Below are 26,471 nucleotides of genomic sequence, written 5' to 3' on the forward strand. Positions count from 1 at the left end.
AGTGGCGTTCGCAACTGGCTATGCAAAGGCATCGACACTCTCATTAGAGTTCACGGTGAGGCGACCGACACAGAATGACGGACGGAACTGGGATGCGATCGGGACGACTGGTGCCGTTCGATCCGGCCTGGCTCTCGGTTCCGGCCGGGTTGCTGGCGGTCGGTGCTGTCCTTCGGTACGCGCCGCTCGCCCCCGACGCCGCACGGATGCTCGCGATCACGCTGTTCTGCGTCGCGCTGTGGATCGGGTCGCCGGTCGAACCGTGGTTTACCGCACTGCTCGGGATCGGCCTGATCGGGGTGACGTTCTCGACGGACCTCGCGCTGTTCGGATTCCGATCGCCGGCGACCTGGCTCGTCGTCGTGGGGCTGCTCATCGGCGAGGCCGCACGAGCCAGCGGGCTGGCGGAACTCGTCGAGCGGATCGCGCTGAACCTGCTGCCCGGGGGGATCACGACCGACGCCGTCGCGGTGTACCGCTATCTGCTCGTCGTCCTCTCCGTTGCCAGTCTCGCGCTCGCGGTGCTGGTTCCCTCTGCGTTGGTTCGCGTGCTCATCCTCGCGCCGGTCCTGCGTTCGCTCGGCGACCTGTTCACAGAGCGGGAGGCGACGATCGGCCTCTTCCTCGCGCCCCTGTTTTCGACGTACTACGGATCTTCGGGCGTGTTGACCGGCTCGCTTTCGAACATTATCATCACGGGGATCGTGGAGGCCGGCGGCGGTCCCGCGATCTCCTGGGCCGAGTGGTCGCTGTGGCTGGGTCCGGTGATGGGGATCGGTCGCGTCGGTGTCATCGTCGCCGTCACGTACCTCCTGTATCGGCCGCGCGATCACGACGCGATGGCGACTCCGGAGAACGTCGAATCGATCGCGGCCTCTCCCCGAGAGCGCCGGATGCTTGGGTTCCTGCTCGTCGGCGTCGCCATCTGGGCGACCGACTTCATCCACGGCCTCCATCCGGTGTTTGGTGCGGTCGTCGTCGCGCTGCTTTCGTTTCTGCCCCGCGTCGGCGTCATCGACCACGGAGCGATCGAGGACACGGACTTCTCGATTCTCTTCTTCCTGGGAGCGATCTTTGCTATCGCCGAGGGGTTACAGCGAACGGAGTTCACCGACCTGGCCGCGGAGACGCTGGTTTCGTATCTGCCCGCCGATCCGTCGCTGCCGCTCGTCTTGGTTTTTGTCGTCGCCGTCTCGATGCTGCTTGCGTTCGTGATGGAAGGGATGGCTGTCGCGAGCGTCGTCACGCCGGTCTTCGTCACGTTCGCGGAGAGCGCCGGGATCCCGATCGTCCCGGTCGCGATGGTCGAGGCCGTGGCCCTGACGGGCTACTTCTTCCCGTATCAGTCGGCCGTCCTGGTCGCGATCCTCGGGCTCGGCGTCGTCGACACGGTGGAACTCAGCCGGATGGCGAGCATCTACACGATCGCGACGCTCGTCGTCCTGCTCCCGATCCAGATCGGGCTGTTCGTGCTGTTCTTTTGACTGCGTCGCCGTCCGTTTTGCCCCGAGGCGATAGCCCCGAAGGCGTCGCCGTCGATTTCGGGACGTCGCCGCTTACGAGAAATACGTCTCGATCAACTGATCGCGCAGTATCGTCCCGGTGTCGCTCCGGGGCAGCGCCTCGTCGGTGATCGCGTACTCCCGGGGGCGCTTGAAGTCGGCGAGGCCGTCGTGCTGCAGACAGTACTCCGTAAGCTCATCCTCGCTGATCTCTTCGCCCTCTTCGGTGACGACGACCGCCGTGACGACCTGCCCCCACTGCTCGTCGTCCTGGCCGACGACGCAGGCCTCGGCGACGTCCGGATGGTTGCCGAGGACACGCTCGACCTCCGCGGGGTAGATGTTCTCGCCGCCGCTGACAATCATGTTGTCCACGCGGTCGACGATGTAGAGATAGCCCTCCTCGTCGATCCGGGCGACGTCGCGGGTGCGGAGCCAGCCGTCGAAGAACGATTTCTGCTCGGCCTCCGGGTTGTCGATGTAGCCGGTCGACATTCCAGGACCGCGGGCGATGATCTCGCCGCGCTCGCCCGCGTCGACGGTCGCCTCGGGATCGGGTTCCTCCGAGAGCGGTACCGACTCGACCACACGGATCTCCCAGGAGAACGCCTCCTTGCCGATGGTTCCGGGGTGTTCCTCCTGCGCGCTCGGGTGGGCAAAGGTGAGATCCGGTCCGGCCTCGGTCATCCCGTAGGTGTTGTACACCTGCTCGCTGAGGTGCTCGTGGGTCTCCTCGACGAGGTTCTCGGTGACGATCGCCCCGCCGGTCCGGATGTACGAAAGCGAGTCGGTGTCGTAGGGGGTCTCGGCTTCCCGCTGGACGTCGTTGAGCGTCTTGAGCTGTGTCGGGACAGCCAAAAGCCCCGTCACGTTGTGCTCCTCGATCAGTTCGAGGGCCTCCTCGGGGTCGTACTCCGAGTGCAGGACGACGGTGGCGCCCGCGACGAAGTGGGGGTAGAGCCACGCGTCGGTCGTCACCATATGGTACCACGGCGAGGTACACAGGGCGACGTCGGTCTCGTCGAAGCCGTGTTCCATTATTCCCTGGATCGCCCCGTACCAGAGCTGTTCCTGGTCGAACGGCACCGCTTTCGGGACGCTCGTGGTGCCGCTGGTGTACAGTACTGCACACTCGTCGCCGTCGGCGTCGACGGGCTCGGTCGACGATTCCGCGAGGACGGCCTCGTAGGCTTCGACGTCCTTGTGGTCGATGTCGCGGTCGCCGGCGTGGATCGCGGCGTCGAAGGAGCCGCGGTCCAGCAGTTCGAGCGCCTCGTCGGCGTTTGCGTCGTCGAAGACGAGCGCTTCGGCATCCGCGGTTTCGGCCATCTCGACCAGTTCGCCGACCGTCGCCCGGTAGGAAAGTTGGACCGTCGCGCGGCCCCGCTTGTTCCCGGCGAACATCGATTCGATCGCCGAGACGTGATTGATCGCGAGAACGGCACTCCGCCCCGCGCCGACCCGCTCGGTCAGGGCGTTTGCGAGCCGTGTCGCCCGCTCGTCCAGTTCCGCGTAGGTGAACGAACGGCCGCTGTCGGTGACAAGGGCTGTCTTGTCGGGATAACAGCGTACCGTTCGGTCGAGGGCGTCTCCAAGTTTCATAGTGTGGTGTTAGGAGTCACCAGGCCAACGGCAGTGTTAATTGTTTTGATCGATGAGCGGAATCCGCAGGTTCGCGACTGGAAACCGCCGATATCGCCGCAATCCAGTTGTCGACGGTCTCACTATCGTGCGATCAACGGCTGTAGCGACCGTGACCACGATCCTATTTCACCCTCCCCGTCGAACTGCCCTGTATGTCCGCCGGGTCGGGTCGTCGGAGTCGGCTGGTCACGGGACTGCTCACCTACGTGCGCCCGACCTTTATGCTCCCCGCGGTCGGAATGTCCGTCTACGGCGCGCTCCTGGCTCCAGCGCGGGTATTCCAGCCGGAAATTGCCGCGCTACACGCCGGTACTGTCGGCCTCGCGCTCTTCGTCGCCCACCTCCGGGACGGCTACATCGACGGCTACCGTCGCGACGAGGAGACGCCCAGACTCGACGCGTCGACACTGCAGTCAGGGATCCGACTGGGGAGTGCGGTGCTGCTCGTTGCCGCTGGTGTGCTCTACGTCGCTGCCGGACCGCTCGCTGCGCTCTCGGTCGTCGTCCTGCTGGCGCTCGCGCTTTTGCACGCGCCGTATCTCGACCGACACCCCGTGGCTGTCACAGTCGACTACCCGGTCGGGATCGGGGTGGCGATCCTCGGCGGGTACACGGCACAGGCGGCCGGCTTCCCGCTCGCCGTCATCGCCGTCGCCGCGCTCTTTAGTACGCTGCTCTCGGGCATCAAGATCGGGATCGACCGCCTCGATACGGCGTTCGATCGGTCGATCGACAAGCGGACCGTCCCGGTTGCGCTCGGCCCGACGAGTGCCTCCCGGGTCGCCGCCGCCGTTTTCCTCCTGGCAGCGCTCGCGACTGTCGCAGTCGGGGTTGGTATCGATACCGTCGGTTCGCAGTTCGCGGTTGCGGCGGCGGTCGTTCCGCTCGGCTGTCTCGCCACCACGGGCCTGGCGGCTCCCGAACGGGCAGTGCGGATCCAGATTGGACTGACGTACGTCTTCGCCGCGTTGCTTTTTCTCTCGGCGTGCGGCCGGGGGTGTGCAGCAATCGCCCCGGTGCAGAACGTGGCCGCGACGGCTCTCGCCATCGCGCTGTGACTCTCACGTCCCTCGTTCGTGGGATAGCAGCGATCCACGAGCCTACCTGTATGCGATCGTCAGGTCGATCTCGTCGGCCGCGGCCCGGAGTCGTTCGAGAATTTCTCCCTCACAGCGCTCTTTCGACATCCGGTGTGCGGGGCCGGCGACGCTCAGTGCCGCCTGCACGTCGCCGTCGACGGTCAACGGCACGCCGATCGCGTGGACGCCGGACAGATCCTCGCTGAGATTGAGGGCGTATCCCTGTTCTCTGATCGTCTCCAGTTCCTTCGCGAGGCGGTCTCGGTCGGTGATCGTGTTCTCCGTCCGCGCTGGCAGACCGTGTCTGTCGACGATCCGGTCGACTTCGTCTTCGGGGAGATGCGCCAGGATCGCCTTTCCGCCGGAGTTGTAGTGCATATGGACGCTCTCCCCCAGAATCGTATTCACGTTGATGTCGTTTTTGCCGCCACGACCGTAGACGTAGATCGCTTTCCCGCCCTGGTGCGCGATGAGCCAGACCATCTCGTCGGTCTCCCGTTCCAGCCTGTCGACAGCGAACATGCCGGACTCGAAGACGTCGAGTTGCCCGCGGACGTACTGTCCGTACTCGAAGAAGGTGAGACCGAGGTGGTACTCGCCGCCACGCTTGACGACGAAGCCACGATCGCGTAGCGTCGTCAGGTGACCGTGGACGGTGCTCTTCGCGACATCGAGGCGGGTTGCGAGTTGTGTCACGCCCGCACCGTCCAGTTCCCGAAGCTGTTCGACGATGTCGAACAGCGTTTCGTCCGATTTGATCCCGCCGCCCCGTTCCTGTTCGCGTCGCATAGGGCCAATTGCCACACGACGAACAAGTAAGTACCGCGTCGGCCTCGGTAGGTGCCGATGGTGTAGCAGTATCCGCTCTGTGTTCGATGGGATCGAACAGGAGCCCTCTTCGGCGGCTACATAACAACCGTACGGCTGTTACCGGCGCTCGAACCGGGAACCCGGATCGTAGTGAACCCTCAAACCTCCCGAATACGGGTGCTGAGGTCTCCGGAAGAAGGAATTCGGTTCCACAGAGCACCAGTCTGTTCGATGCTGTCGAACAAACCTCACTCGGACCGGTCACGGCCCAATCGCGCCGCCCGGAAGCGCGCCGCCAGATCTACGTACGTCTCGTGGGTCCGGTCGATCGTTGCTAACTGCTCCTCGGTCAGCGGTTTGGTTTCGGCGGGCGTTCCGTACGCCATATGCCCGGACGGAATCGTCTGATTGTGCAACACCACCGCGTTCGCGGCGACGATGCAGTGGTCTTCGACCGTTGCCCCGCGCATCACCGCGCTCTGCATCCCGACGAGCGAGTGATCGCCGACCGCCGCGTAGTCGACGACAGCGCCGTGGCCGACGGTCACCTCGTCGCCGAGCGTCGCCCCGTGGAGCGTCGTGAACTCCTGGACGTTCGTCTCGGTTCCCACCTCTACCGGCGTTCCGTGTCCCCGGAGACAGACGAACGGCCAGAGACTCGCTCGCGCTCCGACGCTGACGTCACCGACGAGATACGCCATCTCTGACACGAAGGCGTCGTCAGCGACAGCCGGTTCCGCGTCCTCGAAGGTCCGTTGCATACCGCGCCCCTACACCGGTCGCGGTCATAAACCTGGGTGACGTCACGCCGGCCGTCCGGTTTGCCCCCACCGATCCGGGCACCCCGCGACCCGTCTGTCGTTCAGACCGGCGACATCCCCCCGAATATCGCCGAAATATAAGTAGGTGGCTGATCGAGTGAGAAATATGGTCCGAGTACTACTCGCACTCGACGACAACATCCCACAGGCACACGCACAGACGAACGCAGTCGAGGATCTGATCGGCGGAGAGGAGGGGGTCACGGTGTACATCCTCCACGTCTTCAGCGACAACCCCGAAGGCGCGTCCGTCCAGCAGGTCGAGGCTGTCCGGGAGGCCCAGGAACGACTCGAAGAGGCGGGTGCGGAGGTCCAACTGCTCGAAACCAGCGGATCGCCGGCCGAAGAGATCCTCCGGTACGCGGAGGAACACGACGTCGACCGGATCTGTGTGGGCGGTCGCAAGCGCTCGCCGACCGGCAAAGCGCTGTTCGGCAGCGTCACCCAGAAAGTCATCCTCGACACCCACCGCCCGGTGCTCGTCTGCGGCAGCACCGAAGAGGAGTAGGCGCCCGTCCCTCTCAAGGGACGATTCCGCTCCTGTCGACGCCCCCGGAGCGACGCGGTTCCCTCGCCGTCCGTTCGGGGAGTCCCCTGAGAGAGTTTGCTCGATCCATAGTGTCGACCTCCCCTCCTGTCCCGTTCAGTCGTCGCCGATTGCGGAGCCGAGGTTGCGTTCGAGCGTCTCGACGTTCCGGCGGATCGCAGCGACCTGCTCGGTCTGCTGTCGGTTCGCGGTCGCGAGTTCGCCGACCTCCTCTGCGATCCGCTCGACGCCCTCGACGGTCGTACTCAGCATCGTGGAGATGTCCTCGGCGCCGGTCGCCTGCTCGTCGGTGGCGGTCGCGATCTGTTCGAGCTGTTCGGAGACGTCCGCGACCGCCTCCTGAATCTCCCTTTGGTTCTCGTTGACAGCCTCCATCTGCGTCTCGATCTCGTCGATGCGGTCGGCCGTCTGCTCGACCCCGTCGATCGTGTCCGTCGCGATCCGCGCAATCGACTCGACGAGCTCCTCGATGCGGTCGGCCTCGGTCTTCGACTCCGCGGCCAGCGACTTCACTTCGTCGGCGACGACGGCGAAGCCCTCCCCGGCCTCTCCCGCTCGGGCGGCTTCGATCGACGCGTTCAACGCGAGGATGTTTATCTGATCGGCGATGTCGTCGATGAGCGCGACCACGTCGTCGATCTCCTCGACGCGCGATTCGAGATCCTGGGCATCCGCGGCCATCCGATCGCTCGCCTCGGCGACTGCCTCCACCGTGTTCAGCAGTTCCGTCGTCGATCTCTCCGAGTCGGCGGCCAGTTCCTCCGTCTCGGAACTCTGGGTGCTGATCGTCTCGACGCTGGCGGCGACCTCCTGGGTCGTCGCGCTGAACGTCTGGATCTCGTCGTCGACCTCGCGGACGTGTTCGGCCTCCGCTTCGGCGGTGTCGGCGATCACGTCGACGTTCGAGGTCACCTGTTCCGATGCTTCCTCGAGGCTCTCGACCGTGCCTTCGAGGTCTCCGGTGACCTGCTTTTGGACCGATTCGATCGATTGCCGCTTCTCGACGAGGTCTGTCACGCGGTAGAGAATCTCGAAGGCACCGACCGTCTCGCCGTCGGGGGCCGTGAGCGGGACGCCCATCGCGCGGCCGTGCTTCTCCTCGCCTTCGGGGGTGGTGATCGTCCGGATGTCCGACTCGCGGATCGTCTCTCCGGTGTTCGCTACCTCCTCCGCGAGCGTCTCCGCGACGTCTTTTGTCCCGATCACCTCGTAAGCGGGCTGACCGAGCGCTTCCTCGGCCGGCAGGCCGGTAAACTCCGTCTGCATCTCGTTCCAGTGTGTCAGCCGCCCGTCGTCGTCGAAGACGATCACTGGTTCGGGAATCTCGGCAGCGAGTTGATTGAACAGATGGCGCCAGTGGTCCCGTTCGGCGCGGTAGCGTTCGGTCTCGTCGGCGCCCTCGGGGATGTCGGGGGCGAGCGACGCTTCCTCGGTCATCGGAGGTTGCTGTGTCATTGAACGGGCGTGGTCGGTGTCGGTATTTAATTCTCCGCGCCCGGTTTTCGCTGCTGATACTGATTGTCCTCGCGGCGCTGGACCAGCGCCGTCGTCTCGAAACTCACGACCACCTCGTCGTCTCCGTTCAGGCACTCGATGGCCGAGGTCACAAAGCCCCAGTCGTCGCGGCCCTCGGAGGCGCGCTTCGAAAGCACCTCCGTACGCAGGCTGAGCGTATCTCCCGGTGTGACGGGGTTTCGCCATCGAATGTTGTCGGCGCCGACGCCCGCGAGCGCCGCCAGCGGATCCGGCCGGTCGGCGATCATCCGCATACACATCGCCATCGTGTGCCATCCGGAGGCGACCAGTTCGCCGAACATCGATTCGGCCGCGGCCGCCTCGTCCAGGTGAAACGGCTGTGGATCGTACTTCTCGGCAAACTCCATAATCTCGTCTTTCGTCACGGTGTAGGACCCGAACGAGTCGATCGAGCCCACCACGACGTCCTCGAAGTACCGCATAGTTCGGCCAGGCACGCAGGGGTAGAAAATCCTTCGCCTGGAGCGACCACTGCTGGTGGGTGCTGTCGCTCCACCGCCGGCGTACCACAAATGTTTATATACCAGAGGTCACAGATTCTGGGTATGGGACAGCAGACGGATCTCAAAGAGGCGGCCGAGGCGGCAGAGGAACTCCCCGACCCTCACGACATCGTCGGCAAAGACGAGGAGGTTCCCCTGCGTGAGGTGTTCGACGACACGTTCGTGAGCGAAAACACCGACTTCGAGACCTTCGACGAGCTGGTGGCTGCGAGCCCCTCCGATGCGTCCTCCGCGGACGATCTCGGTCGCGTCGGCGACGGCGAGTGGGACGAGTTCGTCGCGGAGTCGACTATCTACGACGACGAAAAGGAGTTCGTCTTCGCCGCACGCGACCACTGGGTCGGCGAAAAGCTCGGCCTGAACTGACGACAGCGGGTCACCGTCAGTCCCGGACGTCCGGCGTTTCATCGACGCCCCCGCGTCGCAGACGACGATCGGTTTTGCGTTAGTGATTCTGCCGTACCCATCGAAAACGGCCGCATACGGCCGTCTTCCTCGAAGTGCAACCACAACGATTATGAGGTGTCTGTCACAAGGTTGCAGTAGACGATGAGTTCCAACGACACCGACCAGCCAGTGTTGATCGCCGGTGCCGGACCGACCGGAATGGCGGCGGCCCTCGCGCTGAACGCACGCGGCGTCCCGGCGACGATTCTCGAAGCCGATCCCGCGGATCGCGACCGCGCCGGCAGCCGCGCGATCTACGTTCACGGCTCGACGCTCCGCACGCTCGAACGCGTCCACCCTGGCCTGGGGAAAAAACAGGTCGAAGCCGGTCTCGTCTGGCCGACGCGCCGGACGATGTGGCGCGGCAAAGACGTCTTCAAACGGACCTACGATAACCCCGGCGGCGACGGCGAGTTCCCGCATTTCACTAGTCTCCCGCAGGTCAAGACGGAGCAGTTTATGCACGAGGCCTTGGAGGAGGCCGGCATCGACATCCACTGGGAGGCCGGCGTCGAATCCGTCGAATCGACGCCCGACGGCGTCCACGTCGAGACCACCGACGGGCAGGAGTGGGACGCGCCGTACCTCATCGGCGCCGACGGCGGCGGCTCGCAGGTCCGCAAGGAGATCGGCGCCGAGTTCCACGGCGACGAATCCGAGAACTCCTTCATCATCGTGGACGTCGAGACGCTCGACGGCAACACGATCGAGGAGGACCCGATCCCGTTCGAGCGGCTGTTCCACTACGACGCGCCGGCCGCCGACGGCCGGAACGTGATGCTCGTCCCCTTCACCGGCGGGTGGCGGCTCGACGTCCAGTGTCTGGGCGACGACGACCCCGAGGAGGTCGCCGGCGAGAAGAAGATGCGCGAGATCGTCGCCGACGTGATGGGCGAAGCGTACACGGACAACATCAAGTGGACCTCGACGTACAAGTTCCTGCAGGTCATCGCCGACAAGTTCGTCGACGAGCACCGCCGCGTGCTCTTAGCCGGCGAGGCCGCACACCTGCTTGCACCCTTCGGCGCCCGCGGGATGAACTCCTGTGTGGCCGACGCCGACGAGGCCGCCTCCGCGATCACGGTGGCGCTGCAGGCCCAGACCCGGGGCGTCCACGACCACGAGATCGACCGCTACGCCAACCGGCGCAAGCAGGCCGCGGAGTACAACATCGACGCGGCCGGGCAGGCGCTGGAGTACCTCGAAGACAGAGACCCGGTGACAGTCCTGCGGAAGGAGGTCGCCGCGTCGCTGGCCGACCACTTCGAGGTCGCCGGCGAGTATCTCGACGACGCGCCGTACGGGCCGCACGACGCTCCGCCGACGTCCGCCGGCGGCAACTACTGACTCGGTCTGTGGTATCGGTTTACTGCCGATCACGCATCGGGTTCCGCGGTCGGCAGCCGGAGATTACACCCATCCTTGTGAATCCCTCTCCGGCCTTACCCTGAACGACGACGTCGTCGGGGCCGGCCACCGACTCGGTGTACTCGGTCGCGACGGGCTCGATATCGTCAGTCGCGACCGACCGCGGGTGGTGTGACAGCTCGTGTGCCTATTCGAGAACTACCGTTTCGGCGAGTATATCTGATTACAAAGTTGTCGGGTGGTCGTTTACTATCAGAATCGATGATGAGAAACTCACGCTATTCGTCGAGCGGAAGCGTTCCTTCCGTCTCGATGAACTGACTACGGAGATTCTTCTTGTCGAACTTGTGAGTATTCGTCTTGGGATCTCCTCGACGGACCGGAACACGTCCGGGAGCCACCACTTCGGGAACGTCTCAAGCAGGTGCTCCCGGAGCGCCTCCTCGTCCAGCGACTGGTCCTCGCGGACGACGTACGCGACCGGTCGCTCCTGCCACTTCTCGTGGGGCACGGAGACGACGGCCGCCTCGGCGACCCCCCTCAGCGTCGATGAGGTTGTTCTCCAGTTCGACCGAGGAGATCCACTCCCCGCCGCTTTTGATCGCGTCGTCGAGTCGATCGACGATGTCGAGGTAGCCGTACTCGTCGATAGTCCCGATGTCCCCGGTCTTGAACCACCCGTCGTCGGTGAACGACTCCTCGTTGGCCTCCGGTCGCTTGACGTAGCCGTCAGTGAGCCACGGCGAGCGAGCGTGGATCTCTCCCGGGGTTTCCCCGTCGTGTGGCACCGGATCGCCGTCGATATCCCGGAGACGGATCTTTGCGCCCGGCGCCGGGATGCCCGCCTTGCGCCCGAGTTCGTAGCGCTCCTCGTCGGGAAGCTCCTGCATCTCGGTCGTCTCGAAGGTGTTTGTCAGGTGCGGCGACGCTTCGGTCATCCCGTAGCCCTGGTAGATCGGGGCCTCGTACACCTCCTCGTACTTCTGCATCAGCGAGGCTGGCGGCGCGCTGCCGCCCGTCAGCACCCGATCCAGCGACTCGAGGGGTCGCCCGCGGCGGAGTCGAGGTAGCTGTCCATCTCGATCCAGACGGTCGGCACCGCGGCGGCGACGGTCACGTCCTCCGCGTCGACGAGGTCGGCGACCGCCTCCGGCGAGGTGTGCTGGCCCGGCAAGACCAGCTTCGAGCCGTAGAACGTCCCCGAGTAGGGGAACCCCCAGCCGTTGACGTGGAACATCGGCACGACCGGCATCACGGTGTCTCCCTCCCCGACGCCGAATACGTCGGCGTGGCCGTGGATCAGCGTGTGCAGGAACATCCGCCGGTGCCGGTACTGGACGCCCTTCGGGAGGCCGGTCGTCCCCGACGTATAACAGAGCGCAAACTCTCTTTCCTCGTCGAGTTCCGGCCAGTCGTACTCGGTGTCGTAGCCCGAGATAAAGGACTCGTAGTCGACGACAGGGTCGAGGCTCGTCTCGGGCACCTCGTCGGCGAGGACGACGTACTGCTCGACGGTTTCGAGGTCGTCGGCGATCGCCTCCACGGTCTCGACGAACTCGGGATCGACGAACAAAAGCCGGTCTTCGGCCTCGTTGATGATCTCCGTCAGGTGGTGTTCCGGCAGCCGGTGGTTCGTCGTGTGGATGCTCCGGCCGCTGCAGGAGGGGCCGAAGTACAGTTCGTAGTGCCAGTAGTGGTTGACCGCCATCACCGACACGCGGTCGCCGGTCTCCAGCCCGTAGTCGTCGAGGGCGTGGGCGAGTTGGCAGATCCCTCGTAGGCGTCCGCGTAGGTGTAGCGGTGGATCGACCCGTCGGCCTGTTTGGTGACGATTCCCTTGTGATCGAAGAGATCGACCGCCCGCTTTAGGAACTCCGTAATCGTGAGTTCGTAATCCTTCATCGCGCTACGCCTTCGGTTCGACCCGGTAAAAAACCCGTTCGTGGTCGACCGGTTCGTCGACCTCGACGATCTCGAGTTCGACGGGATCGCCGGTTTCGAGATCCTCTCACTCGGCGTTCTCGACGCGCGCCGACACCTGGATGTCGCCGAGGTCGACGATCCCGAACACGAACGCCACTTCGTCTTCCATTCCCATCGGCGCGCACGCCCGCACCGTCGAGAACGCGTACTGTTGGCCCTCTTGTGGGAGGTCGACGTAGTCGAGATTCTCTGGTGATTCTGTCCGAACGTAGGGAGGCCGTCGTCTCGGTAGTGGCAGTGGCCGTCTGAGATGCTCGAACGCAGTTCCGAGAGTTCCCCTGCCCGATTCGGCCACAACGAAGTCCCTGGTGGAAGAACAGATCGCACAGCAAAGCGGCCTCGATCCGTCTCAAGGCGCATACTGGTAGTTGACCGAGACGACATTTGCCGACTGCTGCACCTCGGCGGCGAGTTCTTCGCGGTAGTCTGGGTCCTGTAGCCGATCGCTCGGACAGACGATATCGATCGATCCGAGCACCTGGTCTTTTACTTGCACTGGTGCCGCAACCGAACCCATCCCGACAACCTGCTGGTTGCTGTCGATGGCGTATCCTCGTGTGCGGATGGTCTCCAGTTCCGCGGTCAGGTCGTCGGGATCGGTGGTCGTGTGATCGGTCTTTGCCTCCAGACCGTGCGTTTCGATGATCTGATCGATTTTTTCTTCCCCCAGGTGTGCCAAGATGGCCTTCCCGCCTGCGTGCGTGTGAATCGGAGTTCTGAGCCCCGGATAGGTCCCGAGCTGGAGCGAATCGGACCCGAATTCGGTGTGGACGATCACGAATTCCCCGCGTTCCTCGACGTTGACGCTCGCCTGCTCGCCAGTTTCGCCGGCCAACCGCTCCAGTTCCGGTTTCGCGACGTGGAAGAGCCGATTCTGGTACTTCACCTGACCGCCGAGTTCCAGGAGTTGAAAGCCCAGCCGGTACCTGCCGCTGTCGTTGACCACGTAACCCATTGTCCGAAGCGTCCGCAGATAGTCGTGGACAGTGCTCTTCGGGAGATCCATCCGACGCGACAGTTCGGCCACTCCGATTTCTTTCTCCTGCTTGAGAAGGTCCAGTATCTCGAATGCGCGCTGGACTGTTTTCAGCGGCGGGGCATCGTCGGTCATCCTTACTCGTCTTCACGTCGCCGGTAAAGTAAAAACTACGGTTATCTCGGACGCCGTGGCTCCCACGGTGGCGTTACGACTGCAATGGCGCTTTGATCTCAGTCCCAACCGCCGCCTGTTCTGACTCGGTTGGATCGTCTGATATCGTCCTTCTGACGACATTTTGCGGGGCGATTCGGATCGATATCTCCTCAGGTGTTGATCTCGAAATCGGCCGAACCACGGCCCCGGTTCCACTCCCACGAAAGAATGACTTACCGTCATCCGTCCGATTTTCCCGGACAATCTGCGATATACTCGGAGTTCGGGCCAGAATCGAGCCCGCGGTTTTCTCTCTGATCGGTGCCCGCTATGACGTTTGACTGTAACGAAGGTACGATTGTTATTCTGATCGCGGGCCTGGATCGATTTTCAACGTGTATTCGGCAGGCTGAGACGGCCGCCGAAGGCGGCATCATACCACCTGTGTAATATGAAGTGACTGCCGTGGAGTTCACCAAACAACCCATATAGGCGGGAGTTGGAAATTTTTGTCATCTTATGATCACTACCTCGTCGCTTCCTCGATAGATCAGGAACAGCACAGGGGGAGTGTGTCATTCGTTCCAAGCAATAACGGGAATGTCGAATCTCCTCTCGAAACCCAGGAGAAACTCGGAATCGAGTACACAAAGACTATATACACGAGAACTGATACGGCAGGTATGGCGACTTCCGAACAACTAACTGAATCCGCACACTTCTCCGTCGAGAATATCGGCGGCATCGATTACACGGAGGTAGACATTCCCCCCGGCGTAACTGTCCTCACTGGCAAAAACGCGACGAACCGAACTTCGTTCCTGCGATCAATTATGGCCGCGATGGGGAGCCAACGTGTCTCGCTGAAGGGTGACGCCGACTCCGGGAAAGTGTCGATGACACTCGACGGCGAGACCTACGAGCGGACGCTCAAACGGGTGGGCGACGGGGTCCAGTTCGAGGGTGAGGGGTATCTCGACGATCCGGAGGTCGCGGATCTGTTCGCGTTCCTCCTCGAGACGAACGACGCCAGACAGGCGGCCGCTCGCGACGACCAGCTCCGCGACGTCATTATGCGGCCCGTCGACGTCGACGCCATCCGCGCGGAGATCCGCCGCCTCGAATCCGAGAAGGGCGACATCAACGACGAACTGGCGCGGATCGAATCCCGCAAGCGGGAGTTGCCGGAGCTGGAAAAGCGGCGCAACACCCTCCGGGAACGGATCGAGGAGAAGCGCGACGAACTCGCCGAGCTCGAGGAGGAAATCGATGACAGCAGCCGGGACGTCGAAGAGGGCCGCAAGGAGCAGGCCGAACTCGAAGAACGCTTGCAGGAGCTTCGGGAGACGCGCTCGGAACTGGAGTCGGCCCGCCGGAAGATCGAGCGCCAGGAGGAGAGCGTCTCCTCGCTGAAGCGCGAACGGAGCGAACTCGAGGACGACCTCGAAGAACTGCCGGAGACGCCGATGGGCGATCACCGCGACCTGGACGCCGAAATCGACCGGCTCCGGTCGGAACGACAGGATCTCAACACCGAGATCAACGAACTCCGGAGTCTGATCCAGTACAACGAGGAACGGCTCGAAGCCGAGGATTACGACCTCCTCGACGGCTCCGAAGCCGCTGGCGACGGCTCGAACGGTTCGGTGACCGACCAGCTCGTCGGGGGCGACTCCGAGACAGTGGTCTGCTGGACCTGTGGCTCTTCGGTCGACCGCGAGCAGATCGAATCCACGATCGAACGGCTGAAATCTCTCCGATCGGAGAAGGTCGAGGAGCTCAACGACGTCAAGAGCCAGCTAGACGAACGGAAGGCCGAACAGCGTGAGGCCACGAAAAAGCAGAAGCGTCGGTCGGAGATCGAACGAAAGCTCGACGATATCGACGCCGAGCTCTCCCGTCGGGACGAGCAGATCGAGGCGCTGAAAGCGCAGCGTACGGAACTGACAGAGGACGTCGAGTCCCTCGAATCGAAGGTCGAAAGCCTCGAGTCCGCAGACTTCCAGGAGATCCTCTCGCTGCACAAGGAGGCGAACCAGCTGGAGTTCGAGATCGAGAGCCTCGAATCGGACCTCGAAGAAGTGACCGACGAGATCGAAGAGATCGAGGCAGCGGTCGAACGCGCAGAGGAGCTCCGTGAGGAACGCGCAGAACTCGTCGACGAACTCACCGACCAGCGGACCAAGATCGACCAGATCGAATCGGAAGCGGTCGAATCGTTCAACGACCACATGGAGTCGATCCTGGACCTGCTCGGGTACGAGAACATCGAACGCATCTGGATCGAGCGGATAGAGGAAGGCGGCGGCAACGACGTCCAGACGCGGTTCGAGCTCCACATCGTTCGGACGACCGAGAACGGGGCCGCCTACGAGGACACGATCGAGCACCTTTCGGAGAGCGAACGGGAGGTCACTGGACTGATCTTCGCGCTCGCGGGCTATCTCGTCCACGACCTCCACGAGACGGTGCCGTTTATGCTGCTGGACTCGCTGGAGGCCATCGATTCGGACCGGATCGCCGCGCTGGTGGAGTACTTCGCGGACTACGCCGACTTCCTCGTGGTCGCGCTGCTGCCGGAAGACGCCCAGGCACTCGACGACGACTTCACGCGGGTCACGTCGATCTGAGACACGTCGGCCGTCTCTCAACCCGGCGATAGCCCAGTACATTTTTGGGACTCTTCGGCGAAAGGACCCTAATGCCAGATTCGACCGACAATCGACCGTCGAGCAAGGTGGCGCGGCTGATCGGGGAGTACGATCTCGACGGCCTCGGTGACGAACTTGAGGCCCGCTGGACGGGCGACGGCGTCGAGCGGACCAGTCTCCGTGATCTCGCCGACTACTTCAACGAACGGCTCCTGGAGCAGGCCCTGCTCGATGCGGGGATGAGCGCGCTCGAGAGCGACGTCTCGACGACCTACCAGAACCTGACCGACGACGACGTGAGTCCCGGGGTTCGGACCGACGCCCGGAACCGACTCGAAGCCGGCGGCGTCGACGTCGACAAGCTCGAATCCGACTTCGTCAGCTACCAGGCGATCCGATCGTATCTGACTGATTACCGGGACGCCGAGTACCGCCGGCTCTCCGACGAGGAGAAAGTCGAGAAAGACCTCCAGAGCATCCAGCGGCTGATGACGCGGACGCTCTCGGTGACGGAAGAACGGATCGAGAAGCTCCGGGAGACCGGCCGCGTCGACGTCGAGGAGTTCGAGGTTCTCCTGGACGTTCAGGTCCTCTGTCAGAGCTGTGGGGAGCAGTATTCCATTTCGGAGTTTCTCGAATCCCGCGGGTGTGAGTGTCAGCGGGACTGATCGGGCGTGAGTGGAACGTCGTAGAACAATCACGCTGTCGAGAGACCGGGATGTTTTACCATACGAAACAGTGGGGACCGCGGCCTGCGAATTCGGACAACCCCAGATTTTACAACAGTTCACCCGCAACCCGAGGGGTATGTCACAACAGATCCCCCAGGAGGGGGGAGCAGCCCGCGACGAGCCGGCTCCGACAGCCGGGACGGGCGCGTACGAAGCGCTGGCTTCGGATCTCCGTGCAGAGGTCGACGGCGCCGTCCGGTTCGACGAGTACGCGCAGGTACTGTATGCGACCGACGGAAGTATCTACCAGGCGCGACCGGCGGGCGCCGTAGAACCGAAAGACGTTTCGGACGTCCGGTCTGCCCTGTCGATTGCGGCCGAACACGACGTTCCGGTGATCGCGCGTGGGGCCGGCTCCTCGCTCGCCGGTCAGGCGGTGGGTCCAGGGTGTGTCGTGCTGGACCTCTCGACGCATATGGACGACATCCTCGAAGTCCGCCCCGACGAGCAACGCGCTGTGGTCCAGCCCGGCGTCGTGCAGGACCACCTCGATGCGCGACTGGCGGAAGACGGACTCAAGTTCGCCCCGGACCCGGCCTCGTCGAACCGCGCGACCGTCGGCGGCGGCATCGGCAACAACTCCACGGGCGCCCACTCGGTCCGGTACGGCATCACCGACGCCTACACCGAACGCCTGAAAGTCGTGCTCGCGGACGGCAGTCTCATCGAGACGCGTGAGATCGTTCTCGACAGCGACGAGTGGGACAGGCTCGTCGCGGCGGACACCCGCGAGGCCGAACTCCACCGAGCGGTCCGCGACCTGGTCGAAACACACGAAACGGAGATCGAGGCCCGGTACCCGGATCTGAAACGCAGCGTCTCGGGGTACAACCTCCAGAAGGTCATCTACGAGAACGACGACGGCGAGCGCGTCATCAACCTCTCGAAGCTGTTCGTCGGCGCCGAATCGACACTCGGCGTCGTCGTCGAGGCCGAACTCTCGCTCGTCACGAAACCCGAGGAGACGGCGCTTGCGTTGTACTGCTTCGAAGACCTGATCGCGGCGCTCGAGGCCGTTCCCGACGCACTGGAGTACGACGTCAGCGCCGTCGAACTGATGGACGACGAGGTGTTCCGGCTGGCCAGAGAGTCCGATCAGTACGCACAGTACGAGGAGCCGATCCCGAACGACGCCGCCGCGGCCCTGATGATCGAATTCGACTCCGAACTCGTCTCCGACTTCGAGGCGGCGATCGCCGAGACCAACGCCCGGTTCCTCGACGACGGCGACGCCTTCGACGTCATCGAGGCGTACTCCGAATCCGCACAGGCGGACCTCTGGAAGCTCCGCAAGGCGGCGATTCCGCTGCTTATGAGCCTCGAAGGCGATCCCAAACCCTACCCGTTTATCGAGGATGCGACCGTCCCACCTGAGGAGCTGGGCGAATACACGGCGAAATTTATGGAGATCCTCGAGGACCACGACACGTCTGCGGCGTACTTCGCCCACGCGGGCAGTGGCACCCTCCACATCCGGCCGATCCTCACGCTGAAAGAACAGGAGGGGATCGACAAGATGCGGTCGATCGCCGACGACGTGACGGACGTCGTCTTGGACCACCACGGCGCGTTCTCGGGCGAACACGGCGACGGGCTGGCACGAACCGAGTTCAACCCCAAAATGTACGGCGAGGAGCTGTGGGGCGCCTTTCAGGAGCTCAAATCCGCGTTCGATCCCGAGTGGCGCCTCAACCCGGGGAAAGTCGTCTACCGCGAGGGAGAGCAGACCGATATGCGGGAGCATCTTCGGTATGGCGCCGACTACGCCTCGATCGAGCCGCAGACGACGCTGGATTTCTCCGAGGAGGGCGGGTTCTCCCATCTCGTCGAACTGTGCAACGGCTGCGGGACGTGTCGCCAGCAGGACGACGACGTGATGTGTCCGACCTACCGGGCGACGGACGACGAACTGGCGACCACTCGCGGGCGCGCCAATATGCTCCGGGCGGCGATCAGCGGTGAGATCCCCGAAGAGCGGCTGCGATCACCCGACTTCCAGCAGGACGTCCTCGACCTCTGTGTCGGCTGCAAGGGCTGCAAGTCCGACTGTCCGACCGGGGTCGATATGGCGAAACTCAAAGCCGAGGTCAAACACCAGTACTACCAGGAGAAGGGGCCGGACCTCCGCTCGAAGCTGTTTGCCAACATCGACACCGCCTCCAAGTGGGGTTCGCGGTTCGCGCCGCTCTCGAACTGGGCGACAGCGATTCCCGGGTCGCGGGCGGTTATGGAGAAGGTCCTCGGGATCGCGTCCGATCGATCACTGCCGCCCTTTGCGGGCGAGTCGCTAGTCGAGTGGGCCGAGCAGCGCGACCCGGGCGTCTCCGCGGTCGAAGCCGACCGCAAGGTCTTGCTGTTCCCCGACACCTACACGAACTACAGCTATCCCGCACCGGGGAAGGCGGCCGTGCGGGTGCTCGAAGCAGCGGGAGTGCACGTCCACATCCCGACGGACGTCGCCCCGAGCGGCCGCGCGGCCTACTCGGTCGGCCTCCTCGATCGGGCGGCCGAACGCGCCCGGGAGAACGTCGATACCTTCACCGACTACATCGAGGAGGGCTGGGAGATCGTCGCCGTGGAACCGAGCGACGCCGTCGTCTTCCAGGACGAGTACACGGATCTCCTCTCGACCGACGCCGCAGCGCGCGTCGCGCGAAACGCCTACGGCGTCTGTGAGTACCTCGACACCCACCGGCTCGTCGAGGAGCTACCGGTCCAGCCGGGGGGACTCGACCGGGCACTCGCCTATCACGGCCACTGTCACCAGCACGCCGCCGGCAAGGACCACCACGCGGTCGGCGTCCTCCGCCGCGCGGGCTACGACGTCGACCCGCTGAACTCGGGGTGCTGCGGGATGGCCGGCAGCTTCGGCTACGAGGCCGAACACTACGACGTCTCGAAATCGATCGCCGACCGGCTGTTCGAGAAGATAGACGCGAGCGAGGCGACACAGGTGGTCGCTCCCGGCGGCTCCTGTCGCAGTCAGATCGGCGACAGGGAAGAGGCAGCGGAGAACCCACCCCACCCGATCGAACTCGTCGATAGCGCAATCGATCGGTGAGACAGCGCGATTTGGCAGTGTAAAACGCGGATGTCCCGACGCGAGATTTGGCAGTGTAAAACGCGGATGTCCCGACGGTCGAAGACGGGTGATCTCGCCGAGATCCGGTGAATCACCTAACAGATGTACGGCTGATATGCAAGCTGCTACCCCCCTCAGGAGTAGGTAATGCTCAGTTCGACAAGGTTGGCGGTATTCTTGATTTCGTCGACGTAGGCCTGGCGTGCTGACTCGTCGGCGAGGCGGTTCTTGGGAACCGAGAGGCTGATCGCTCCTTCGACGACGCCCGTGTCTGTGAGGATGGGGGCGCCGACGCACCGCAGTCCGCGCCAGTTCTCCTCGTCGTCGAAGGCGTACCCCTGCTCCTCGATGCGGTCGAGTTCCTCGAACAGCGTCGCCTCGTCGGTGATCGTGTTGTCCGTCGTGGCCGGAACCCCGCGGTCGTCGAGGATCGCCTCGACGCGTTCCCGGGGGAGATGTGCGAGGATGGCTTTCCCGAGTGCGGAGTTGTGGAGCGTGAGCTGACTCCCCACGTGGGTGTCGATCTCGACGGCCTCCTCGCCTCGCGCCCGATAGAGGACCACGCCGAGTCCTCGCTCCTCTGTCGCGAGAGTGACGAGTTCACCTGTCTCCGCTGCGAGCCGATCGAGTTTCGGCTTCGCGGCCTCGTAGAGCTCCACCTCGTTCCGCAGGATGCCACCGATGTGGAGGAAACTCAGACTCAGGCGGTACTCCTCGCCTTCTTTGACGACGTACTCGTGTTCGCGCAGCGTACTGAGGTGGTTGTGGACCGTGCTTTTGTTCATCTCCAGTTCCTCGGCTAGTTCGCGAAGCCGGGCCGAGCGGCGTCGCTTCAGGGCCTCGACGATCCGGACCGTCTTTTCGACGGATTTGATCGGGTGATTCGCTTTCTCGGTCATACGCCCCATAGCGATTGGATCGGCATCAATGTTTACTATTGGATAACGCTCTACGAACCGCGGGAAAACGATCACCTGGGGTATTAGACCCCCGCTTAACAGATAGCCGCCGATCGAATCCCGGTCACTGCATGGGGAGAGTTCGAAAACGACCGTTTGTCATCACAAAACGGATGTCGAGGAACAAGTGTGGGTCGAGACCGGTGGATTGCCGACCGTCTCGTCGTGTCGCTCGGAACTTTTAATATGATTCCCCGGGAGGATTCGCCCGTCGGATATGAGTACTGAAAGACATTACACTCGGGAGTTCGTGCGAACGTTCTTCACGTCGCCGACGGCCGTCGAGGGTGAAGACGACTCAGCGAAGATGCTTCGTAGCGCGGCCGGGTTGCGCGGGATGCAGGCCCCGGACGTCTGGGTCCCGGACAACGAGGACGCCACCGCCCCGTCGATGCGGGAGGAAGGAATCGATAACATCATCGAGGTCGTCGCCGAGCACGGCGCGGACTTCCCGGGAGAGATCCATCCGCGGGTCGTCTGGCACCGCGAGGATCCCGCAAAGCGGTACGCGGGATTCCAGCAGATGCTGCGGATCGCCCGCTCCGACACCGGAGCCATCGAACATATCGACGGCTTCGTGATCCCGGAGGTGGGCGACATCGACGACTGGAAGAAGGCCGACGAGTTCTTCACGATCATCGAGACCGAGTGCGGCCTCGAACCGGGATCGCTCTCGATGTCGGTCATCGTCGAGTCCGGCGAGGCCGAACTCGCCCTCGGCGACCTCCGCACGGAGATGGGCAAGCCGGCGAACAACCTCGAACGCCTCTTTCTCCTGGTCGACGGTGAGGTCGACTACACGAAGGATATGCGGGCGATGACGCGGACCGGTGAACTCCCGCCGTGGCCCGAACTGCGCCACAACACCTCCCGGGGCGCCAGCGCCGCCGGGCTCGTGGCCGTCGACGGCCCCTACGACGACATCCGTGACATCGAGGGCTACGAGGAGCGGATGGCCGACAATCGCGCGAAGGGAATGACGGGCATCTGGTCGTTGACGCCCGGACAGGTCGTCACGGCCAATAAAGCCCCGCTGCCGCCGAAGACCGGGTCCTGGCTCCTCGAAGTGGGCGACCGCGAAGTCGAACTCAGCGCGGAAGACGGACAGCAGGTGTACGACGGCTCCGAGATGGGGCTGGAAGTCACGGGCGACCGCGAGTACACCCTCCGTGTCGGCGACGACGAACACGTGCTCGACGAGGACGAACTCCGTGAGGAACTGCTGGATATGACCGCCTACGTCCCCAGTATGACCGATATCGTCGATTCGATGGAAGAGTTCGAGGCGGCCAAGGAGGCCGGGAAGGGTGCGATCGCGATGACGCAGTCGGCCACAGTGGTCATCGACGGTGTGAGCGTCGAGATCAGCAAAGACCGGATGTGGGACGAGGCAACGTACCAGGCGGCGGGGACGCCGATCGCGCTGTTCCAGGACGTCTACGAACACCGGCCGGACCAACACGAGGAACTCGAGGAGATGTACGGCGAGGAGATCGTCGAGCGGGCGACTGCGGTCGGGAACTGATCGGGCGGTCGACGCTTTCGGCTCGGGAACTGCCCGTGATGCCGACGCTCATTTCCCGGGAGCTACCCGGAAGCGCCGTCCGAACTTCCCGGGATCCACCCGGAAGCGCTGTCCGATTCAGTCGGCGCGTGCTTCGACGGAGTCGATCACCGTGTTCCGGAGCGTCCCGACACCCTCGTAGGTGATCTCGATCTCGTCGCCGGGGTCGACGGTTCCCGGGTTGGCTGGACTTCCGAACGCGATGACGTCCCCGGGGCGAAGTGTGAACCTTCGGGAGAGGAAGGCGACAATCTCCTCGGGGCCGAACAGCATCAACTCTGTGTTCGAGTTCTGCCGCTTTTCGCCGTTGATTATCGTCTCCATCTCGGTGCCCTCGGGATCTAAGTCCGTTTCGATCCACGGACCCAACGGGCCGGAGCCGTCGAACGCCTTTCGCGCGGTTCGTCCGCTCTGATCGAGCGCGTCGACGTCGTTCATAATCGTGTAGCCACGGATCACCTCTGAAACGTTCTCAACCGCGACGTCGCGGCAGCGGCTATCGATGACGGCGGCGAGTTCACCGGCGTACGTCAGTTCTTCAGTCCACTGCGGATACCGGATCGGATCGTCGGTGCCGGCGAGCGCAGCGGGTGGCTTGATGAAGAAATCGGGTTCCGACGGCCGCTCGTAATCCATCTGATCGAGCGTCTCCGCGTAGTTGCGGCCGACGCAGTACATCGCAGACGGCGAGCAAGGGGCCGTGAGCGTGCCGTCGCGTCCGACGGCGTACTCGCCGTCCGGTGCGTGGATCATCCCGTCTCTGTACTGGCCTTCGACGACCCCCTCGGGCGTCTGTAATCGTGCAAGTCGCATACGCTGGGAACGACGAGCCGAAATAAATGACTGTTGAAACTGGGTGTTCGACCGGTCTGTCCACGCGGCGCTTTCGGAGACGGCGCCGCGAACATCTCGTCGCAAATCCCATCGACCCGAGCCCGTAGTTCGAGTATAAGATAGTCAATGATTGAATAGAATACCTGTTATAGTGACCTAATCTTCTGTGAGGTACACACCGTATCTGGTCTGCGTAGGAGTTGATATCGGAGATATCGATAGTTGATGAAGAGAACATAATATTACTAATAGTAGTTTCAATCTGATATATACACTAGTTCGAACTCAGGTACTGTCTCCCCTGGGTGAGTTTCAATTCCAGTTCGTTGGCCGCGCCCAGAATCTGACCGACGATACCGTCTTCCAGTTGCTGGTCGGTCAATCGGTCCGCCGGCCCGACGCCGAAGGGGTGCGAGTCCCCGAATAGCACCCGAGTGTCACAGGGGTTGTGTTCGAACCGCCGAGAGATGACAGGCGCAACTCGGTCACTTTCTAAATGTGAAAACGAAATACGCAAGATACGCCAGTAGCTTTGCAATCCACCGGTCGAAACAGAAGTACATCTGTTATCACCAGATCAGATCTGGCAGCCGAAACCGGCCGTTCGTCACCGTTCCCGCCGTGACTTTCCGATGAAACAGCCGAACCGTAACGGATTCTTTGCTTTTTGAATTTTCTCTCAAAAACATCCTCACTTTTTTGGCTCGTTGTCATCGAATAATTCACCCTGGATCTTCGGCGGTCGAGCGTTTTGAAATACAGAATACCTCGGAGACGGTGTCAACTCCCACCGCTGGAAACGCGATTCGGGACCAGAGGGGGGCTTCCTGTACGCCGCGTCGTGCTGGTGTCTCAATGCATCTAGGTGAGCAACTGGTGACAGCAACCCGACAGCGACCTGCTCGGCCAGGACCGATAACGCCCGGACGGGGTATCCATCAACAAGTATAAGCAGCACCCAGCGATTCTTCGTTGGTATATGCTCACTCCGTCTTTCCATCTGAAAATTCCCAGGGGGAACGACTGCCGCGAACCGCTTTACCCTGCGAATGATGTCACTTCTCGAATCGGATTCGAGCACTCGGCTGTCGACGCTCTCTGTAGCAGTCGCTCTGCTCGTCGCTCGTTGTGATCCTGGCGGTCCTCTTCCTGTACACCGTGGCCCTGCTTTTCGTCGTCAGCGGGCTGGCCGCCGCAAGCGTCGTGACGCCCGTGCTTCTCACGTTCGCCGTCGATGCCGACCTACCGCTCCTCCCGGTCGCGCTGACAGAACCCGTCGCGCTCTCGATGCCGTTTTTCCCCTAGCAGTCGGCTGTGATCGCCGTCATTCTGGCGTACGATCTCGTCGAGGTTCGGGAACTGATCCGCGTCGTCTCGGCGGCCACGCTCGCGACGATGCTGCTTTTGGTCCCGATCCAACTCGTCGTGCTCGCCGTGCTGGCTGGGTAACCCGATCGGCGGTCGCGGGCGATCAGCGACGGGTTTTAGTGCTGGCTTGCGTATCTCAGAACGATGCTCCACGCCAACGGCTCGCTTTTGACAATCGACGTCGGCGACAGAACCACCACGACCGAGAACATCGACGAGGAACTCGCGGAGTTCATCGGCGGACGCGGCGTCGCGACGAAACTGGCACACGATCGGATCCCCTTCGACGCGGACCCGCTCGGTCCGGAGAACCGCGCGTATCTCGCCTCCGGCCCGCTCCAGCAGTCCGATATGAGTTTCACCGGCCGGATGAATATGACCGGCCTCTCACCGCTGACGGGCGGTCTGCTCTCCTCGAACGCCGGCGGCTACCTCTCCCGAAACTTCGTCGGCACCGGTCACTCGGTCGTCGAGGTGGCCGGCGAGAGCGACGAACTCCTCGCCGTTCACGTCACCGACGAGGGCGTCGAGTTCGAGGCCGTCCCCGACCTGGAAGGCGCGACAGTCCCCGAAGTCACAGAGGCGATGAACGAGCGGCACGGACTGGAGAGCGAGAACCTCGTCTCGATCGGCCCGGCGGGGGAAAACGAGGTTCGGTTCGCCTCGGTGATGACTTACGACGCCCGTGCGTTCGGGCGCGGTGGCCTGGGCGCCATTCTCGGCTCGAAGAACGTCAAGTGTCTCTCCTTCGAGGGCGACTCCGCGCCCGAGATCGAGATGCCGAACGAGGACGTCCAGATGGACGTCCACCGGCAGGCGGCGACGAGCGACGACATCTTCCGCCGGCAGGGCACGACCCATCTGGTGCAGATTCTCAACGACAACTTCTCGCTGCCGACGCGATACTTCTCCGAGCAGTCCTTCGAAGGCGCCGAAGGGATCAACGGCGACCGCGTCGAGGAGAAAAAGTACAAGAAGGCCGCCTGTTCGGTGTGTGCCTTCGCCTGCAAACTCCCGACCCGCGACGAGGAGAGCGGACTGGAGACGGAGGGGCCCGAATACGAGACGATCTTCGCGTTCGGCAGCAACTCCGGCGTCGACGACATCGTCGACATTATGAAGTCCAACGATCTGTGCGACAAACTCGGGATGGACACCATCTCCTGTGGGAACACCATCGCCGCGTACCTGGCGAGCGAAGACGAGTTCGGCAACGAGGAGTTGATCCACGACCTCATCGAGAAGATCGCCCACCGCGAGGGCGTCGGCGACACCCTCGCGGAGGGGATCGATCGCGTCCACGAGGAGCTGGGCGTCGACAACTGGACGGTCAAGGGGATGGACTTCGCCGCCCACGACGGCCGCGTCGTCCACGGGCAGGGGCTCTCCTACGCGGTCGCGGGCCGCGGCGCCGACCACATGTACTCGACGACGATGATCGCAGAGTACAACGACGACATCCCTGCGAAGGGAACAGCGGGCAAGGCCGAGTTCGTGATCGACAACGAGGACCGCAACGCGATCCGCGACTGTGCGGTGCTGTGTCAGTTCGGCCTCGGGCGCGTCATCGAGGAGGACATCTTCGAGGCGCTGTTCGATGAGGACTACGAGGATCTGCTCGCGGTCGGCGACCGGATCGTGAATCTCGAACGGCACTTCGGCAACCAGCGCGGTCTGGATGCCGCGGACGACCGGCTCCCCTACGATCTGCCGGATCTCGATTCCTCGATTCAGGAGTACTACGAGCACCGCGGCTGGACCGAGGACGGTATCGTCCCCAGCGATCTCGTCGCGGACTTCGCACAGGCCGCCGACGACTGAGACGGACTGATATAACCGTTCATCGGTAATCTTCGCCCGGATCGTCGCGTTCGGTTCCGAACCGTTAGCTCAGCGAGAATCGAAAAAAC

General features: G+C 63.3%; 21 protein-coding genes and 1 pseudogene. 12 read left to right on the top strand and 10 right to left on the bottom strand.

Going from position 1 to position 26,471, the window contains the following annotated elements:
* Positions 1 to 74: 74 nt before the first annotated feature.
* A complete protein-coding gene (locus tag RJT37_RS08970; protein ID WP_313689632.1) occupies positions 75 to 1,484 on the top strand; it encodes an SLC13 family permease in 1,410 nt (469 codons plus the stop codon).
* Positions 1,485 to 1,556: 72 nt separating this feature from the next.
* On the opposite strand, the gene RJT37_RS08975 is transcribed toward RJT37_RS08970, so the two are convergent.
* Complete coding sequence (locus RJT37_RS08975) at positions 1,557 to 3,104, bottom strand: class I adenylate-forming enzyme family protein (RefSeq protein ID WP_313689634.1); 1,548 nt, start codon at positions 3,102 to 3,104, stop codon at positions 1,557 to 1,559.
* A gap of 194 nt (positions 3,105 to 3,298) precedes the next feature.
* Between RJT37_RS08975 and RJT37_RS08980 the strand changes: the two genes are divergently transcribed.
* Positions 3,299 to 4,204 carry a UbiA family prenyltransferase gene (locus RJT37_RS08980; RefSeq protein ID WP_313689636.1) on the top strand — a complete coding sequence of 302 codons (906 nt, stop codon included), beginning with the start codon at positions 3,299 to 3,301 and terminating at the stop codon, positions 4,202 to 4,204.
* A gap of 42 nt (positions 4,205 to 4,246) precedes the next feature.
* On the opposite strand, the gene RJT37_RS08985 is transcribed toward RJT37_RS08980, so the two are convergent.
* The gene (locus tag RJT37_RS08985; RefSeq protein ID WP_313689638.1) at positions 4,247 to 5,014 is read right to left on the bottom strand and encodes an IclR family transcriptional regulator; all 768 of its coding nucleotides are present in this window, start codon (positions 5,012 to 5,014) and stop codon (positions 4,247 to 4,249) included.
* Positions 5,015 to 5,283: 269 nt separating this feature from the next.
* Positions 5,284 to 5,796 (bottom strand): gamma carbonic anhydrase family protein, encoded by a 513-nt coding sequence (locus RJT37_RS08990; RefSeq protein WP_313689640.1) that lies wholly within the window; start codon positions 5,794 to 5,796, stop codon positions 5,284 to 5,286.
* A 166-nt stretch (positions 5,797 to 5,962) separates the two neighbouring features.
* Here RJT37_RS08990 and RJT37_RS08995 point away from each other — a divergent pair, with 166 nt between their 5' ends.
* Positions 5,963 to 6,364 (top strand): universal stress protein, encoded by a 402-nt coding sequence (locus RJT37_RS08995; protein ID WP_313689643.1) that lies wholly within the window; start codon positions 5,963 to 5,965, stop codon positions 6,362 to 6,364.
* A gap of 135 nt (positions 6,365 to 6,499) precedes the next feature.
* On the opposite strand, the gene RJT37_RS09000 is transcribed toward RJT37_RS08995, so the two are convergent.
* Together RJT37_RS09000 and RJT37_RS09005 are read right to left on the bottom strand one after the other, a co-directional pair.
* Positions 6,500 to 7,858, bottom strand: a complete 1,359-nt coding sequence (locus tag RJT37_RS09000; RefSeq protein ID WP_313689646.1) for a methyl-accepting chemotaxis protein — start codon at positions 7,856 to 7,858, stop codon at positions 6,500 to 6,502.
* 26 nt (positions 7,859 to 7,884) lie between these two features.
* Entirely contained in the window at positions 7,885 to 8,361 is a 477-nt protein-coding gene (locus tag RJT37_RS09005; RefSeq protein ID WP_313689648.1) for a MaoC family dehydratase, read from the bottom strand.
* A 123-nt stretch (positions 8,362 to 8,484) separates the two neighbouring features.
* On the opposite strand from RJT37_RS09005, the gene RJT37_RS09010 reads away from it, so the two are divergent.
* Together RJT37_RS09010 and RJT37_RS09015 are read left to right on the top strand one after the other, a co-directional pair.
* Positions 8,485 to 8,808: a hypothetical protein gene (locus RJT37_RS09010; RefSeq protein WP_313689650.1), complete on the top strand. Its 324-nt coding sequence runs from the start codon at positions 8,485 to 8,487 to the stop codon at positions 8,806 to 8,808.
* A 183-nt stretch (positions 8,809 to 8,991) separates the two neighbouring features.
* Positions 8,992 to 10,236, top strand: coding sequence for an FAD-dependent monooxygenase (locus RJT37_RS09015; RefSeq protein WP_313689652.1), 1,245 nt, complete (start codon positions 8,992 to 8,994; stop codon positions 10,234 to 10,236).
* Between the two features lie 299 nt (positions 10,237 to 10,535).
* Here the strand turns inward: RJT37_RS09015 and RJT37_RS20515 are convergent.
* Together RJT37_RS20515 and RJT37_RS09040 are read right to left on the bottom strand one after the other, a co-directional pair.
* A pseudogene (locus RJT37_RS20515) lies at positions 10,536 to 12,159 on the bottom strand (long-chain-fatty-acid--CoA ligase).
* A gap of 430 nt (positions 12,160 to 12,589) precedes the next feature.
* Entirely contained in the window at positions 12,590 to 13,351 is a 762-nt protein-coding gene (locus tag RJT37_RS09040; protein ID WP_313689660.1) for an IclR family transcriptional regulator, read from the bottom strand.
* A gap of 704 nt (positions 13,352 to 14,055) precedes the next feature.
* On the opposite strand from RJT37_RS09040, the gene RJT37_RS09045 reads away from it, so the two are divergent.
* From RJT37_RS09045 to RJT37_RS09055, 3 genes are all read left to right on the top strand, one after another.
* Entirely contained in the window at positions 14,056 to 16,002 is a 1,947-nt protein-coding gene (locus tag RJT37_RS09045) for an archaea-specific SMC-related protein (protein ID WP_313689662.1), read from the top strand.
* A 71-nt stretch (positions 16,003 to 16,073) separates the two neighbouring features.
* The gene (rdfA, locus tag RJT37_RS09050; protein ID WP_313689664.1) at positions 16,074 to 16,691 is read left to right on the top strand and encodes a rod-determining factor RdfA; all 618 of its coding nucleotides are present in this window, start codon (positions 16,074 to 16,076) and stop codon (positions 16,689 to 16,691) included.
* 139 nt (positions 16,692 to 16,830) lie between these two features.
* Positions 16,831 to 19,815, top strand: a complete 2,985-nt coding sequence (locus tag RJT37_RS09055) for an FAD-binding and (Fe-S)-binding domain-containing protein (protein ID WP_313689666.1) — start codon at positions 16,831 to 16,833, stop codon at positions 19,813 to 19,815.
* 155 nt (positions 19,816 to 19,970) lie between these two features.
* On the opposite strand, the gene RJT37_RS09060 is transcribed toward RJT37_RS09055, so the two are convergent.
* Entirely contained in the window at positions 19,971 to 20,735 is a 765-nt protein-coding gene (locus tag RJT37_RS09060; protein WP_313689668.1) for an IclR family transcriptional regulator, read from the bottom strand.
* 277 nt (positions 20,736 to 21,012) lie between these two features.
* Between RJT37_RS09060 and aceB the strand changes: the two genes are divergently transcribed.
* Positions 21,013 to 22,320, top strand: coding sequence for a malate synthase AceB (aceB, locus tag RJT37_RS09065; RefSeq protein ID WP_313689670.1), 1,308 nt, complete (start codon positions 21,013 to 21,015; stop codon positions 22,318 to 22,320).
* Between the two features lie 117 nt (positions 22,321 to 22,437).
* On the opposite strand, the gene RJT37_RS09070 is transcribed toward aceB, so the two are convergent.
* Together RJT37_RS09070 and RJT37_RS09075 are read right to left on the bottom strand one after the other, a co-directional pair.
* Positions 22,438 to 23,172 carry a fumarylacetoacetate hydrolase family protein gene (locus RJT37_RS09070; protein ID WP_313689672.1) on the bottom strand — a complete coding sequence of 245 codons (735 nt, stop codon included), beginning with the start codon at positions 23,170 to 23,172 and terminating at the stop codon, positions 22,438 to 22,440.
* Between the two features lie 295 nt (positions 23,173 to 23,467).
* Entirely contained in the window at positions 23,468 to 23,623 is a 156-nt protein-coding gene (locus RJT37_RS09075) for a hypothetical protein (RefSeq protein WP_313689674.1), read from the bottom strand.
* Positions 23,624 to 24,321: 698 nt separating this feature from the next.
* Between RJT37_RS09075 and RJT37_RS09080 the strand changes: the two genes are divergently transcribed.
* The 3 genes from RJT37_RS09080 (at position 24,322) to RJT37_RS09090 (ending at position 26,382) form a co-directional block, all read left to right on the top strand.
* Positions 24,322 to 24,498 (top strand): hypothetical protein, encoded by a 177-nt coding sequence (locus RJT37_RS09080; RefSeq protein ID WP_313689676.1) that lies wholly within the window; start codon positions 24,322 to 24,324, stop codon positions 24,496 to 24,498.
* Positions 24,499 to 24,507: 9 nt separating this feature from the next.
* Positions 24,508 to 24,642, top strand: a complete 135-nt coding sequence (locus RJT37_RS09085; RefSeq protein WP_313689679.1) for a hypothetical protein — start codon at positions 24,508 to 24,510, stop codon at positions 24,640 to 24,642.
* 63 nt (positions 24,643 to 24,705) lie between these two features.
* Entirely contained in the window at positions 24,706 to 26,382 is a 1,677-nt protein-coding gene (locus tag RJT37_RS09090; RefSeq protein WP_313689681.1) for an aldehyde ferredoxin oxidoreductase family protein, read from the top strand.
* Positions 26,383 to 26,471 lie beyond the last annotated feature (89 nt).

Source organism: Halobellus marinus, assembly GCF_032113415.1.
GTDB classification, from domain to species: Archaea; Halobacteriota; Halobacteria; order Halobacteriales; family Haloferacaceae; genus Haloquadratum; species Haloquadratum marinus.